The sequence below is a fragment of the Citrobacter sp. C13 genome, assembly GCF_014596815.2.
GTDB lineage: Bacteria > Pseudomonadota > Gammaproteobacteria > Enterobacterales > Enterobacteriaceae > Citrobacter > Citrobacter portucalensis.
Genome location: NZ_CP115024.1, coordinates 2,101,936 through 2,114,967, shown reverse-complemented (window position 1 = coordinate 2,114,967; position 13,032 = coordinate 2,101,936). Strand labels below are relative to the sequence as shown.

The following is a 13,032-nucleotide window of genomic DNA, read 5'->3' as shown; positions in this document are numbered from 1 at the left end:
CGAACATCACGCCTTTGCAACAAAGCGCTAATGGAAGGGCATTTAGAAATATTTAGACGTATTTTGAATTAAAAAGCCCCGCATAGGCGAGGCTTTATATCTGAGATGGTTGCGCATATGCGCTTCAAATCAGTGGTGTCGATCAGATAGCTGTTACGTTAACAGCAGCCGGACCTTTCTGGCCGTCCTGAATTTCGAACTCAACGTTCTGGCCTTCAGCCAGAGTTTTGAAGCCGTTACCCTGGATAGCGGAGAAGTGTACGAACACGTCTTTGCTGCCATCAGCCGGAGTAATGAAACCAAAACCTTTAGACTCGTTGAACCACTTAACTTGACCTTTAATCTTTGCCATTTGCAAAATTCCTTAGAGTATTTTCTTCGCCCGCAGGCATAACATAGATAAAACTGAGACATTACTGCTTGAGGCACTAATATAAGGTTCGGCAGAGAAGCGGTATTCAACGTCAACGTGTTTACTCAGGACTTCTTTACTGAAAATGCCACACATAAACAGAACTGTACCTCGTTTAACCCAAAACGTGTTATCACATACAACGTTAATAATGGCAAGCCATTTTTAAACGTGTCTCGATCGGTCGCACAAATCCCGTCGTTCATCAAACAGCAACTGCACAGTTATGCGCCACACCGAGTAGTGTTATATTCCCGCCGCTCGCCCCATCCCCCGCCTGGCTTGCACCATTGCCGGGACATTTCTACCATAGCTCAATAGCTTCGGTTATTCCAGATTAGCTGTTACAGGGTGTGCCGGATATCATTTTTTATGCTTAGTAATGCATAAAATGTCACAAGCGTAAAAATGAGATCCGCCTTCTGCTTTTGCACCAAAATAATGAAAGAATGATGACAATGCACAAAAAAAGTAAGAGAAACGTTTCGCTGTTAATAAAACGATCGCTATCACAAAAATGACATAATCATATTTTTATCGTATGGGAAATTATATTTATATCAGACCGGGGATAAGATATTAATTGGTTGGAGCATCTGAAAATACTGAGTTTACACGCGTATCAGAGTGCTAATTACACGACATGTGCAGAAGAAAATAATCTGGCACGTTGGCGACAGGATGAAGCATCTGAGAACAAAAGCAACAGATCTTCACCCTGTCATACCGCTTTTAACGCTCAGCTACCAGGCGGATGATGTCATCATCTTCATCCTTCGCTGTGACCGCAGCAGGCCCTGCCGCTTTTTCAGGTTCGTTAGCTTCGCAAAGGCGACGGAGCAATGCGTTCTGTCTTTTTTGTTGATCTAACAATGCTTCGAGCAGCTCAATCTGCTCATTAGTACGCGAACTTGCCCGATTGACGAAAAACCACAGTACAAGCCCGACAACCAGAATCACCACCGATACAGCCAAAGACGCCAAACTCAACGCGCCAGAATTCAAAACTTCGTTCATTTTACCACCTCAATGTAGACAGCGTAGTTTACCACTGCCGCACAAGAAGGTAATCAACTGTGGCAAAAATGCGCTTACCAGGGAATAAATTTATTAATGGCACAAATACCGCTGAAAAATTGTACATCCTGATCGCACATGATGTTGAACACTTGCGCCCACATCAGTATGCATACCAGCACGACAACTATCAGCACCACCCAGCGAATTTTTTTCACTCCAGCTCCACTCTTCGAATCTACATCTTATGTCTATAAATTATCATGCGTTACCTAAACCCAGCGTTAACTGTATCGGCATTCAATCTTTTTAGGAATGATTCACTTGTTTCATCCCATGTACAGGCTAATCTAATAATAACGAGAAAAGATAAGAGGTTGTAATGCGTCTGATAATCCGCGCTATTGTGTTGTTAGCTCTGGTTTGGATCGGTTTATTACTGAGCGGCTACGGAATTTTGATTGGAAGTAAGGAGAATGCAGCGGGTCTGGGCTTGCAATGCCAATATCTGACCGCCCGCGGAACCAGCACCGCGCAATACGTCCACACAAACAGCGGTATCATTGGCCTGTCGGATTGTCCTTTGTTAAGAAAAAGTACGGTCATTATTGATAACGGTTAATATAGCAACAATACATACGCTACGTTATTTGCACCAACTAACTTTATGACTGTTCATAAAAAACCCCAGATACAAAAATACCTGGGGTTTTTACGTTGACGCTATTACGTCAGATTAGAACGGATAGTCGTTATAACCCATTTGTTCTGAAATTTTACGCGCAGCCGTATGCAGCATCGCCACATACTCGTGCAAACGTTCTTCTGAGAAACGCAGCGTCGGGAATGAAATACTCAAGCCCGCAATTACTACACCGAAACGGTCAAACACCGGCACACCGATGCAGCGCAGACCTTCTTCCTGTTCTTCGTTGTCTTCACCGTAGCCCTGCTCACGGACTTTATCCAGCAGTACCAGCAGTTCATCAGTATTGGTAATAGTACGGTCGGTGCTGCGTTTGTACTCAATACCGTCCAGAATTTGCTTCACTTCATCGCGGTCACGCCATGCCAGCAGAACTTTACCGATAGCCGTGCTGTACAGTGGATTACGGCGACCTACGCGAGAATACATGCGCAGATTGTACATGGAGTCGATTTTATGAATGTAGACGATGCTGTCTTCATCCAGTGCGCCAAGGTGTACTGTCTCTTTGGTCAGGCGCGAAAGTTCGCGCATCTGAATATCAGCGCTACGGATAAGATCGACGTTTTGCAACGCGCGAGCACCCAGCTCGAATAGTTTCAGGGTCAGTGAGTATTTCTCAGATTCCCCTTCTTGTGCCACATAACCCAGCGTTTTCATGGTCTGCAAAAAGCGATAAACGGTGCTTTTTGACATCATGACGCGTTGCGACAACTCGGTAATACCAATTTCGCGCTCTTCACCCAGCGCCTGCAGGATGCCAAAAACCTTCAGCACGGAAGATACAGAATCGGGTTGTTTATCCAGATCTGCGATTGCCATTTATCACCCCTTTCGAGTGTTTTATAAAAATCAGAACCGGTTTTTATTATAATTTCACGTATCAGCCCTCGCAATCGCTCTTTGCTTACTTAGTTACAAATCTGCGACCTAACGCCTGAATATCAATGCTAAAATTATTATTCTCATCATAAATTCCGACAATATTGACTTCCTATGGAAAAAACTCAGACCGATGGTCTGCCATTGCCCCAGCGATATGGCGCAATTTTAACCATTGTTATTGGCATCTCTATGGCAGTACTCGATGGCGCAATAGCGAACGTTGCCCTCCCCACTATCGCCACCGATCTTCAGGCCTCACCCGCCAGCTCAATCTGGATTGTGAACGCCTACCAAATTGCGATCGTTGTTTCGCTGTTATCGCTCTCTTTTTTAGGTGATATGTTTGGCTACCGACGCATTTATAAGTGTGGTCTGGTCGTGTTTCTGTTGGCATCGCTGTTTTGTGCCTTGTCAGACTCGCTACATATGCTGACGTTAGCGCGCGTGGCTCAGGGGTTTGGCGGCGCGGCGCTGATGAGCGTTAATACGGCATTGATCCGACTCATTTATCCTCAGCGCCAGCTTGGCCGCGGAATGGGTATTAACTCCTTTATTGTGGCAGCCTCCTCGGCAGCGGGTCCGACTATTGCGGCGGCAATTCTCTCTATTGCCTCGTGGAAATGGCTATTTCTGATTAACGTCCCGCTGGGGATCATCGCCCTGCTACTGGCTATGCGTTTTTTGCCCCCCAATTCTTCACGTGGCAATAAACCGCGCTTTGATCTGCCCAGCGCAGTAATGAACGCCTTAACATTCGGTTTGTTAATCACGGCACTCAGCGGGTTTGCACAGGGACAGTCGCTAAAATTGATTGGTGCTGAACTGGTGGGGCTTCTCGTGGTAGGGTTTTTCTTTATCCGCCGCCAACTCGCATTGCCAGTACCGTTATTGCCGGTTGATCTGCTACGCATTCCGCTGTTTTCACTCTCTATTTGCACCTCAATCTGTTCATTCAGCGCACAAATGCTGGCAATGGTTTCTCTCCCCTTTTTCATGCAAACGGTTCTCGGGCGCAGCGAGGTTGAAACGGGCCTGCTACTGACGCCGTGGCCGCTGGCAACCATGGTGATGGCCCCACTGGCGGGATATCTGATTGAACGTGTTCATGCGGGTCTGCTGGGCGCGCTGGGCATGGCAGTAATGGCGTGTGGGCTGTTTTCGCTGGTGTTGCTGCCCGCATCACCTTCTGATTTTAATATCATCTGGCCAATGATTTTGTGCGGTGCGGGTTTTGGCTTGTTCCAGTCACCGAATAATCACACCATCATCACCTCCGCGCCGCGTGATCGTAGCGGAGGCGCGAGCGGTATGCTCGGAACGGCGCGTTTACTGGGCCAGAGTACCGGGGCCGCACTGGTTGCGCTGATGCTAAATCAGTTTGGTGACAGCGGAACACACGTCTCGCTGATAACAGCGGGTATTCTGGCTTCGCTGGCCGCAATCGTGAGTGGCTTACGTATCACACAACCGCGAGTTCAGGCATAAAAAAAGCGCGTCTGTCGACGCGCTTTTTATTTTTAGTCTGCTGCCAATTATTTCAGGTATTCACCGCTGCGCAGCGCTTCAATACGTTTGTCCAACGGCGGGTGAGTCATAAACAGCTCACTCAACGATTTGGATTTACCGTTGATGCAGAACGCCATCATGCTGGTCGCTTCCTGCGGCTCATAGCTGGTTTTCAGGCGCTGTAGCGCGGCGATCATTTTTTCACGACCCACCAGTTTCGCTGAGCCTGCATCCGCATGGAATTCACGATGACGTGAGAACCACATCGTAATAATGCTCGCCAGAATACCAAATACCAGCTCCAGTACCGTCGCTACCGCAAAGTAGATTAACGGGTTACCGTTACTACCCTCTCCCTCATCGCGGTTACCGCCCATAAACCCAGCGGCAATCTGCGCCAGAATACGTGAGATAAAGATAACGAAGGTGTTCACCACACCCTGAATTAGCGTCATGGTAACCATATCGCCATTAGCAATGTGGCTGATCTCATGCGCGATAACCGCTTCGGCTTCATCCGGACTCATGTTTTGCAACAGGCCAGTACTTACAGCCACCAGCGAGGCATCCCGGCGCGCACCGGTAGCAAACGCGTTAATATCTGGCGCATGGTAGATTGCAACCTGCGGCATAGCGATCCCGGCCTGGCGGGCCTGGTTCGCAACTGTATTCATCAGCCAGCGTTCTCTTTCATTGCGAGGCTGTTCGATCACTTCCCCGCCAACGGACTTTAACGCCATCCATTTGGACATCAGCAACGAAATGAAGGAACCACCAAAACCAAACAGCAGTGCCATGATCAACAAGCCTTGAACGCTGCTTGACTGAATCCCTGTCAGGCTCAATACCAGCCCGAAAACGACCATCACAGCCAGGTTCGTCAGCAGGAAAAGCGCGATTCGCATCATAATTTTCTTTTAACCTCAATTTAACAAAACGCACTATGCGATTACCCATATCGTATGGGTCTTATGACTATTTTCAAGCATCCATAGGTGCTAAGTCACCAGAAAGACACAACTTTACATTTTATCGTATCAGACTGACGTCTTCATGCACTTGTTAAAAAAACAGGCACAATTTCTTGTGCCTGTTCGAGGTTATTGACTGGTTGCGGGCTGTTCCGCTGGCTTTTCTTTTTCAAGATGCGCCAGGTCGAGCGCGATTTTTACCGTTTCATCCAGGTATGGATCCGGCTCCTGGTAATCCTTCGGTAGATCGTCCAGTTTCTTCAGCAGCGGTTTGCCTTCACGCTTGAACCGATCGTTAATACGCGCCAGACGCATTGCGTCATCTTCGTTATTCTCTTTTTCACGCTGAGCGTAATTCAGAGAAGCGATGTTGCGCTTATCCTTCATCGCATTGAAACGCGCAATGTCCTTCATGATGTACTGGAACTCAGGATCGTTCGCAATACGTGCATTGTGCTCTTTCAGCAATTCAGGTCCGAACGGCGTCAGATTATCTGACTTGGTGTAGGTCGCCGCATCAATGCTGTCCCACGGCAGCGCGTTATCTTCAAACTTCTCGCCAGTTTCAGTTTCTTCATTACCTGTCGGCATGATGATATCCGGCGTAACACCCTTACGCTGCGTGCTGCCACCGTTTACGCGGTAGAATTTCTGGATCGTGTACTGAACAGAACCCAGCGCAGGCCATTCCGGACGCAGCATCTGATCGTAAATACGGTTCAGGGAGCGATACTGCTGAACGGTGCCTTTACCGAAGGTGGGTTCACCAACGATCAGCGCTCGGCCATAATCCTGCATTGCCGCAGCGAAAATCTCTGAAGCTGAGGCGCTGAAGCGATCGACCAATACCACCAGCGGGCCTTTGTAGTACACAACGCCGTCGGTATCACTGTCTTCACGCACTTTACCGTTATTGTCACGAACCTGAACCACCGGGCCGGAAGGAATGAACAGACCGGAAAGCGAAACCGCTTCGGTCAGCGCTCCACCGCCGTTGGTACGCAGATCTATGATGATACTGCTGACGTTCTGTTTTTCCAGTTTCTGCAACTGGACTTTGACATCATCAGTCAGGCCTACATAGAAGCCAGGAATATCCAGTACGCCAACTTTTTCTTTGCCGACGGTTTTCACGGACATTTTAACGGCGCGGTCTTCGAGACGGATACGTTCACGCGTTAGCGTCACGGTGCGCGTCTTGGTACCTTTACCGGCAGGCAGAATTTCAAGGCGTACCTTGCTGCCTTTAGGCCCTTTGATCAGTGCCACGACATCATCCAGACGCCAGCCAATCACATCGACCATGCCCTTGCCCGTCTGTCCGACGCCGACAATACGATCGCCAACGCTGATCGCTTTGCTCTTGGCTGCCGGACCACCTGCCACCATGGAGTTAATGACGGTGTAGTCATCATCCATCTGCAGAACCGCGCCAATACCTTCCAAAGACAAGCTCATTTCAGTATTGAACTGCTCGGTATTGCGCGGAGAGAGATAGTTAGTATGCGGGTCGATTTCACGGGCGAAAGCTGTCATCGCCAGTGAGAACACATCTTCGCTGTTGGTCTGTGCCAGACGGCGAATCGCAAATTTGTAGCGGCGCGTCAGCGTTTCGCGGATTTCCGCATCGGTTTTACCGGTCAGCTTCAGGCTGAGTTCGTCAAATTTAACCTTGCCGTCCCACAGCGCATTAAGCTCTGCTTCGCTCTTCGGCCACGGCGCTTTGCTTCGGTCGAGGTTAAAGGTGTCGTTACCGGTGAAATCCATTGGACGTGCCAGTACGCTTAATGCGTACTGATAACGTTCAAATCGGCGTTTTTGCGCCAGATTATAGAGATCGTAAAAGACATCCAGCTTGCCGGTGCGCAGTTCATCGCCGAGGACCGTTTTCTTTTTTGCATACTGTTCGATATCGCTCGCCAACAGCACGTTGTGGCTGTAGTCGAGCAAATTCAAATAGCGGTCAAAAATTTTTGCCGAAAACGCCTGATCCAGATCGAACTGGCGATAGTGTGATCGCGTAAAACGCGACGTCACACGTTCGCTTACCGTCGCATGCTGGGTTTCTTCCTTTAAAACGGGGATTTGATCGGCACGCGTGATGTCTTCCACAGCAAGTGCCTGGCCTGCTAATGCAAGCAGACCAGCTAACGCAGTAAGCCTAAAAAAAGTGTTCATGCCAGGCCTGGCCTCCGTTTCAGAACACCAGGTGTTCTGCGCGTACAATCAAAGACATACCCGAATTCAGCTGTACACGGACGCCATCTTTGGTGATTTCTAATACGGTGGCATCCATCGCATTATTTCCTGCTTTCACCTTCAGAGACTGCCCTACCGTCAGTACTGAAATATCAGATACCGGGGTATGCTGTTCTTCGCGAGGAGCACGCGGTGCTTTTGCTGCTGGTTTTTCAGCGCGAGGTTTACGCTCAGCACCTTCTTTACGACGCGGTGCAGGACGCGGCTTACGCTCGCGACGCGGTGCGTCTTCTTTTTCACCGGCGGCAGCGGCCGCTTCGCGTTTTTTCGCCTGTTGCTCTGCGCGTTGCGCCTGAACACGGGCTTTAGCTTCTTCCAGCTGTTTGCGAGCATGTTCAACATGTTGTTCATCCAGCTCACCACAAGGGTTGCCGTCGAGATCAACACGCGTTGCGCCCAATTTAACGCCATACAGATAGCGCCAGCTTGAAGTATAGAGACGTAAGGCAGAACGGAGCTGAGTCTTGCTGAGGTTCATTTCACCCTCAACACGCTCTACCAGATCCTGAAAAATGCCAATTTTCAGTGGGCGCGCTTCGCCTTCCGCACTAAAACACTGCGGGAAGCGTTCGGCCAGAAACGCGATGACTTCTTTACTGCTATTCAACTTAGGTTGATTTTCCATGAAATTTCCTGATTACAACGGACGTAGCCAACAAGCGCAGGCATGAACAGGCGACATTATAATGACGTCATCAGTAATTGCTACGTTATCCGTTGATTATCCTGCGACGCGCGCAAAGAATTTTTTGTAATCCGTCGTTGCAAGCACGGTTTCAAGCTGTGCCACAAGCGTACGCAGACCTTGTTCATCTTCTTCAGTAAAGCGGCCAAATGCCGTGCTATCAATATCCAGCACGCCTATTATCTGATTGTCGACAGCGATCGGCAGGACGATTTCAGCATTGCTGGCGGCATCACAGGCGATGTGCCCATCAAAAGCATGTACGTCCTCAATACGCTGAACCTGGTTCTGCGCCACTGCGGTACCGCACACACCGCGCCCTACCGGGATCCGCACGCAGGCAATTTTGCCCTGGAAGGGACCAAGCACCAGCGTATCGTCCTCAAGCAGGTAAAAACCGGCCCAATTCACTTCTGCAAGACGCTCGTACAACAATGCGCTGGTATTCGCCAGCGTTGCCAGAAAACTGGTTTCACCTGCCATCAATGCCTGAAAATCACGGTTCAGATCCGTGTATAGCTCTATTTTGTTCATTATATAATCACTTAGTTGTCTTACTTAAAACTGCAGCCTACTAAAATAAACATTAAATGCGTTAATGCTCAAGATCATTCCCGTCATGAGTTAAGATAACATTACTTCAACAATTTGATTCGCGATACATGGCCTTAACGACACCACGCATCACGCCAACTAAAAAAATAGCCATCAGGTCCATCGGTGAGGCACTACCTCGTGCACATTATCATCGCTGCCCTGAATGTGACCTGATATTTAGCTTGCCTAAAATGCGTTCGCACCAAAGTGCCTTTTGCCCACGCTGCCAGGCAAAAATTCGTGACGGACGCGACTGGTCGTTAACGCGACTGGCGGCAATGGCTTTCACCATGTTGCTGCTGATGCCCTTTGCCTGGGGAGAGCCACTCCTGCACATCTATTTATTAGGCGTGCGCATTGATGCCAATGTGATGCAAGGCATCTGGCAAATGACCCGACAAGGTGACCCCCTTACCGCCTCCTTCGTGCTTTTTTGCGTCGCTGGCGCGCCGCTAATTCTCGTGACTTCAATCGCTTATCTGTGGTTTGGTAATATTCTCGGGATGAACCTGCGCCCGGTGCTGCTAATGCTGGAAAGACTCAAAGAGTGGGTGATGCTCGATATTTACCTGGTGGGTATCGGTGTCGCATCAATCAAGGTTCAGGACTATGCTTTTTTGCAGCCTGGCGTGGGGCTGTTTGCTTTTATTGCGCTGGTGATCCTCAGTATTTTGACGCTGTCGCATCTTAACGTTGAGCAGCTTTGGGACCGTTTCTACCCGCAAAGACCGGCTCGTCGGCCCGATGATAAGCTCCGCGTCTGCCTTGGCTGCCATTTTACAGGTTATCCGGACGCCCGCGGTCGCTGCCCCCGCTGCCATATTCCGTTGCGCTGGCGCAGAAATCAAAGTATCCAAAAGTGTTGGGCGGCTCTGCTGGCCTCGATTGTCCTGCTTTTACCCGCTAACCTGCTGCCCATCTCGGTAATTTATGTCAACGGCGGCCGGCAGGAAGACACAATCCTGTCAGGCATAATGTCTTTGGCAAACAGTAATGTCGGCGTAGCGGCGATCGTGTTTATCGCCAGTATATTAGTGCCATTTACCAAAGTGATTGTGATGTTTACGTTGCTATTCAGCATCCACTTTAATTGTGAACAAGGGTTGCGCACCCGTATAAAACTACTGCGTATGGTGACCTGGATTGGCCGCTGGTCGATGCTGGATCTCTTTGTTATCGCGTTAACCATGTCGCTGATAAATCGCGATCAGATACTTGCTTTTACTATGGGACCGGCTGCGTTTTATTTCGGCGCAGCGGTAATATTGACTATTCTTGCTGTGGAATGGCTGGACAGCCGCTTACTTTGGGATGCACATGAGTCAGGAAACGCCCGCTTCGCAGACTGAAGCGCAGATTAAAACAAAACGCCGTATCTCCCCGTTCTGGCTGCTGCCGTTCATCGCGCTGATGATCGCAGGATGGCTTATCTGGGGAAGCTATGAAGATCGCGGCAATACCGTGACCATTGACTTTATGTCTGCGGACGGCATTGTGCCAGGCCGTACTCCCGTTCGCTATCAGGGCGTTGAAGTGGGCACGGTACAGGATATCAACCTCAGCAAAGATCTACGCAAAATTGAAGTTCGCGTCAGCATCAAATCGAGCATGAAAGATGCTCTGCGCAAAGATACCCAGTTCTGGCTGGTGACGCCAAAGGCGTCGCTGGCTGGAGTTTCTGGTCTGGATGCGTTGGTTGGTGGCAACTATATCGGCATGATGCCCGGTACTGGCGAGGCCGAGGATCATTTCGTCGCCCTCGACACTCAGCCCAAGTATCGCCTGGATAATGGCGATTTAATGCTGCATCTGCGCGCCCCTGATCTCGGATCGCTTAATAGCGGTTCGCTGGTTTATTTCCGTAAGATTCCGGTGGGCCGGGTCTATGACTACACCATTAACCCAAATAACCAAGGTGTAACCATCGACGTGCTGATCGAACGCCGTTTTACCAATCTGGTGAAAAAAGGCAGCCGCTTCTGGAACGTCTCCGGTGTGGATGCGGATGTCAGCCTTAGCGGTGCGAAGGTAAAACTGGAGAGTCTGGCGGCGCTGGTCAACGGCGCCATTGCTTTTGATTCACCCGAAGACTCAAAACCCGCTGCGGCAGACGACACGTTTGGTCTATATCAGGATCTCGCACACAGCCAACGTGGAGTGATCGTCAAGCTTGATTTACCCAGCGGAGATGGACTCAAAGCAGGCTCAACATCGCTGATGTATCAAGGATTAGAAGTCGGTCAGCTCACAAAACTGGATTTAAACCCAGGCGGTAAAGTCACCGGCGAAATGACGGTCGATCCCAGCGTCGTAACGCTGCTGCGTGACAACACACGAATTGAATTACACAGCCCTAAATTATCGTTAAGCGATGCGAATCTCAGTTCGCTGCTGACAGGTAAAACTTTCGAGCTGGTACCTGGCGAAGGCGAGCCGCGTAACCAGTTTGTCGTTATTCCCGCTGAGAAGTCGTTGTTACACGACCCAGGCGTCATGACGTTTACACTGACCGCACCGGAGAGTTACGGTATTGATGCTGGCCAGCCGCTGATTCTCCACGGCGTACAGGTCGGTCAGGTGATTGAGCGTACGCTTTCCAGCAAAGGCGTCTCATTTACCGTTGCTGTTGAACCACAGCATCGTGACCTGGTGCAAGGTGACAGTAAGTTCGTGGTTAACAGCCGCGTGGATGTCAAAGTCGGACTTGATGGCGTGGAGTTCCTTGGCGCCAGCGCCAGTGAGTGGCTCAGCGGCGGCATTCGTATTTTGCCCGGTACTAAGGGTGAAATGAAAAAAAGCTACCCGCTGTACGCTAACCTGGAGAAAGCGATTGAAAACAGCCTGAGCGATCTGCCAACCACCACGGTCAGCCTGAGCGCCGAAACGCTGCCTGATGTGCAGGCCGGTTCGGTGGTGCTTTACCGCAAATTCGAGGTCGGTGAAGTGATTAGCGTTCGTCCTCGCGCCGATGCGTTTGATATCGATCTGCATATCAAACCGGAATATCGCAACCTGTTGACCAGCAACAGCGTATTCTGGGCCGAAGGCGGAGCAAAAGTTCAGCTTAACGGCAGCGGATTAACCGTACAGGCATCTCCCCTTTCACGCGCGCTCAAAGGGGCGATCAGCTTCGATAATTTAAGCGGTGCCAGCGCCAGCCAACGCAAAGGTGACAAGCGTATTCTGTATGCTTCAGAAACCGCCGCGCGTGCGGTAGGCGGCCAGATAACTCTGCATGCGTTCGATGCCGGTAAACTCGCTGCCGGCATGCCGATTCGCTATCTGGGAATCGATATCGGCCAGATCCAAACGCTTGAGCTGATCACCGCCCGTAACGAAGTTCAGGCAAAAGCGGTTCTGTACCCGGAATACGTGCAGACTTTTGCGCGAAGCGGTACCCGTTTCTCTGTGATCACCCCACAAATTTCGGCAGCGGGCGTGGAGCATCTGGATACAATCCTGCAGCCGTATATCAACGTTGAACCCGGACGCGGTAATCCGCGCCGTGATTTTGAGCTGCAGGAAGCCACCATTACCGACTCTCGTTACCTCGATGGTCTGAGTATTGTGGTTGAAGCACCAGAAGCAGGTTCGCTGAATATCGGAACCCCGGTGTTGTTCAGAGGTATTGAAGTGGGGACCGTCACCGGGCTGACGCTGGGCTCGCTTTCCGATCGTGTGATGGTTGCCATGCGCATTAGCCAACGCTATCAGCATCTGGTACGCAACAACTCGGTGTTCTGGCTGGCATCCGGCTACAATCTCGACTTCGGTTTGACCGGCGGTGTCGTGAAGACTGGTACCTTCAATCAGTTCATCCGCGGCGGCATCGCCTTCGCGACACCACCGGGTACACCGCTGGCACCTAAAGCACAGGCAGGTAAACACTTCCTGTTGCTGGAAAGCGAACCGAAAGAGTGGCGTGAATGGGGCACCGCCCTGCCACGTTAATGTATCCACTGCTCCGGCGCGAGTACGTACGCCGGAGCAGTTA

General features: G+C 50.2%; 13 protein-coding genes. 4 read left to right on the top strand and 9 right to left on the bottom strand.

The features are described 5' to 3' along the window. Window positions 1-142: 142 nt before the first annotated feature. The 4 genes from cspE to mgrB all read right to left on the bottom strand — a co-directional run bounded on the left by cspE (window position 143) and on the right by mgrB (window position 1,647). Complete coding sequence (gene cspE, locus IB222_RS10140; protein WP_001062678.1) at window positions 143-352, bottom strand: transcription antiterminator/RNA stability regulator CspE; 210 nt, start codon at window positions 350-352, stop codon at window positions 143-145. Window positions 353-364: 12 nt separating this feature from the next. Continuing rightward, complete coding sequence (locus IB222_RS10135) at window positions 365-508, bottom strand: DUF2627 domain-containing protein (protein ID WP_003034983.1); 144 nt, start codon at window positions 506-508, stop codon at window positions 365-367. Between the two features lie 636 nt (window positions 509-1,144). Further along, window positions 1,145-1,429, bottom strand: a complete 285-nt coding sequence (locus tag IB222_RS10130; protein ID WP_148361873.1) for a YebO family protein — start codon at window positions 1,427-1,429, stop codon at window positions 1,145-1,147. Between the two features lie 74 nt (window positions 1,430-1,503). Beyond that, complete coding sequence (gene mgrB / locus IB222_RS10125) at window positions 1,504-1,647, bottom strand: PhoP/PhoQ regulator MgrB (protein ID WP_003034977.1); 144 nt, start codon at window positions 1,645-1,647, stop codon at window positions 1,504-1,506. A gap of 164 nt (window positions 1,648-1,811) precedes the next feature. Here mgrB and IB222_RS10120 point away from each other — a divergent pair, with 164 nt between their 5' ends. Then, window positions 1,812-2,051, top strand: coding sequence for a YobH family protein (locus tag IB222_RS10120; RefSeq protein ID WP_003034975.1), 240 nt, complete (start codon window positions 1,812-1,814; stop codon window positions 2,049-2,051). A 114-nt stretch (window positions 2,052-2,165) separates the two neighbouring features. Here the strand turns inward: IB222_RS10120 and kdgR are convergent, their stop codons facing one another. After that, complete coding sequence (gene kdgR / locus IB222_RS10115) at window positions 2,166-2,957, bottom strand: DNA-binding transcriptional regulator KdgR (protein WP_003833778.1); 792 nt, start codon at window positions 2,955-2,957, stop codon at window positions 2,166-2,168. Between the two features lie 174 nt (window positions 2,958-3,131). On the opposite strand from kdgR, the gene IB222_RS10110 reads away from it, so the two are divergent. Continuing rightward, window positions 3,132-4,505 carry an MFS transporter gene (locus IB222_RS10110; RefSeq protein WP_149384881.1) on the top strand — a complete coding sequence of 458 codons (1,374 nt, stop codon included), beginning with the start codon at window positions 3,132-3,134 and terminating at the stop codon, window positions 4,503-4,505. Window positions 4,506-4,552: 47 nt separating this feature from the next. On the opposite strand, the gene htpX is transcribed toward IB222_RS10110, so the two are convergent. From htpX to IB222_RS10090, 4 genes are all read right to left on the bottom strand, one after another. Then, window positions 4,553-5,434, bottom strand: coding sequence for a protease HtpX (htpX, locus tag IB222_RS10105; RefSeq protein WP_003034964.1), 882 nt, complete (start codon window positions 5,432-5,434; stop codon window positions 4,553-4,555). 192 nt (window positions 5,435-5,626) lie between these two features. Next, a complete protein-coding gene (gene prc, locus IB222_RS10100) occupies window positions 5,627-7,675 on the bottom strand; it encodes a carboxy terminal-processing peptidase (RefSeq protein WP_048235216.1) in 2,049 nt (682 codons plus the stop codon). Window positions 7,676-7,694: 19 nt separating this feature from the next. Further along, window positions 7,695-8,381 carry an RNA chaperone ProQ gene (gene proQ / locus IB222_RS10095; protein ID WP_003833781.1) on the bottom strand — a complete coding sequence of 229 codons (687 nt, stop codon included), beginning with the start codon at window positions 8,379-8,381 and terminating at the stop codon, window positions 7,695-7,697. A 96-nt stretch (window positions 8,382-8,477) separates the two neighbouring features. Further along, window positions 8,478-8,975 (bottom strand): GAF domain-containing protein, encoded by a 498-nt coding sequence (locus IB222_RS10090; protein ID WP_003833782.1) that lies wholly within the window; start codon window positions 8,973-8,975, stop codon window positions 8,478-8,480. Between the two features lie 128 nt (window positions 8,976-9,103). Between IB222_RS10090 and yebS the strand changes: the two genes are divergently transcribed. Both yebS and IB222_RS10080 read left to right on the top strand, forming a co-directional pair. Next, window positions 9,104-10,387 (top strand): membrane integrity lipid transport subunit YebS, encoded by a 1,284-nt coding sequence (gene yebS, locus IB222_RS10085; RefSeq protein WP_003833783.1) that lies wholly within the window; start codon window positions 9,104-9,106, stop codon window positions 10,385-10,387. Next, complete coding sequence (locus IB222_RS10080) at window positions 10,356-12,989, top strand: PqiB family protein (RefSeq protein ID WP_148361869.1); 2,634 nt, start codon at window positions 10,356-10,358, stop codon at window positions 12,987-12,989. The genes yebS and IB222_RS10080 overlap by 32 nt, the downstream gene beginning before the upstream one ends. Window positions 12,990-13,032 lie beyond the last annotated feature (43 nt).

What these genes read in the sequence shown, in the direction of transcription:
- cspE (WP_001062678.1), bottom strand. Translation starts at nt 352, where the DNA reads ATGGCAAAGATTAAAGGTCAAGTTAAGTGGTTCAACGAGTCTAAAGGT.
- IB222_RS10135 (WP_003034983.1), bottom strand. Translation starts at nt 508, where the DNA reads ATGTGTGGCATTTTCAGTAAAGAAGTCCTGAGTAAACACGTTGACGTT.
- IB222_RS10130 (WP_148361873.1), bottom strand. Translation starts at nt 1,429, where the DNA reads ATGAACGAAGTTTTGAATTCTGGCGCGTTGAGTTTGGCGTCTTTGGCT.
- IB222_RS10120 (WP_003034975.1), top strand. Translation starts at nt 1,812, where the DNA reads ATGCGTCTGATAATCCGCGCTATTGTGTTGTTAGCTCTGGTTTGGATC.
- kdgR (WP_003833778.1), bottom strand. Translation starts at nt 2,957, where the DNA reads ATGGCAATCGCAGATCTGGATAAACAACCCGATTCTGTATCTTCCGTG.
- IB222_RS10110 (WP_149384881.1), top strand. Translation starts at nt 3,132, where the DNA reads ATGGAAAAAACTCAGACCGATGGTCTGCCATTGCCCCAGCGATATGGC.
- htpX (WP_003034964.1), bottom strand. Translation starts at nt 5,434, where the DNA reads ATGATGCGAATCGCGCTTTTCCTGCTGACGAACCTGGCTGTGATGGTC.
- prc (WP_048235216.1), bottom strand. Translation starts at nt 7,675, where the DNA reads ATGAACACTTTTTTTAGGCTTACTGCGTTAGCTGGTCTGCTTGCATTA.
- proQ (WP_003833781.1), bottom strand. Translation starts at nt 8,381, where the DNA reads ATGGAAAATCAACCTAAGTTGAATAGCAGTAAAGAAGTCATCGCGTTT.
- IB222_RS10090 (WP_003833782.1), bottom strand. Translation starts at nt 8,975, where the DNA reads ATGAACAAAATAGAGCTATACACGGATCTGAACCGTGATTTTCAGGCA.
- yebS (WP_003833783.1), top strand. Translation starts at nt 9,104, where the DNA reads ATGGCCTTAACGACACCACGCATCACGCCAACTAAAAAAATAGCCATC.
- IB222_RS10080 (WP_148361869.1), top strand. Translation starts at nt 10,356, where the DNA reads ATGAGTCAGGAAACGCCCGCTTCGCAGACTGAAGCGCAGATTAAAACA.